The sequence below is a fragment of the Micrococcus sp. HG099 genome, assembly GCF_024723355.1.
In the GTDB taxonomy this organism is placed as follows: Bacteria; Actinomycetota; Actinomycetes; order Actinomycetales; family Micrococcaceae; genus Micrococcus; species Micrococcus endophyticus.
In genome coordinates this window covers 1-525 of record NZ_JANQCJ010000293.1, presented here as the reverse complement: position 1 = coordinate 525, position 525 = coordinate 1, and the positions used below count along the sequence as shown (strand labels likewise).

Here is a 525-nt window from a genome sequence, read left to right as displayed (position 1 = left end):
GGCCCGGCCCCCGGGACGCGGGCGTCGCCGCCGCCGTGGCCGCGGCCGCCGGGCTGCCCCTGCTGACCCCGATGCTGCGGGCCCCGCGGGACGCGTGGGTGGCCGACGGCGAGGGGACGGCCGTGGTCGCCGCGGACCCCGTGCTGGACGGCCGGACCAACCCGGCGTGGACCCCGGAGCAGGTGGAGGCGGAGTTCGCGGCGCTGCTGGGGATCACCCGCGTGGTGTGGCTGCCGCCCGTGCCCCGCATCCCCACCGGGCCGTGGGGCGGGGCCGGTCACCTGGGCGCGTGGGTGCGCCTGCTCGGCGGGGGCGAGGCGGCCGTGCACTGGCGCGCGGACCGCTTCCACCCCGAGCACCTCCACGGCGCGGCCGCGCTGCGGATCCTGCAGGACGCGCCGGACGCCGCCGGCCGGCCGCTGCGCGTGCGCACCGTGCCCGGCGGGGCACTGCCGCCCGAGCACGACCCCGCGGAGATCGGGCCCCGCTCCCTCGTGGACACGGTGCCCCTGGGCTCGGCGGTGC

Annotated in this window: 1 protein-coding gene; it reads left to right on the top strand. The window is 81.9% G+C overall.

The features are described 5' to 3' along the window. On the top strand, positions 1-525 hold a 525-nt coding region (locus tag NWP10_RS12290), incomplete at both ends, for an agmatine deiminase family protein (RefSeq protein WP_258301090.1).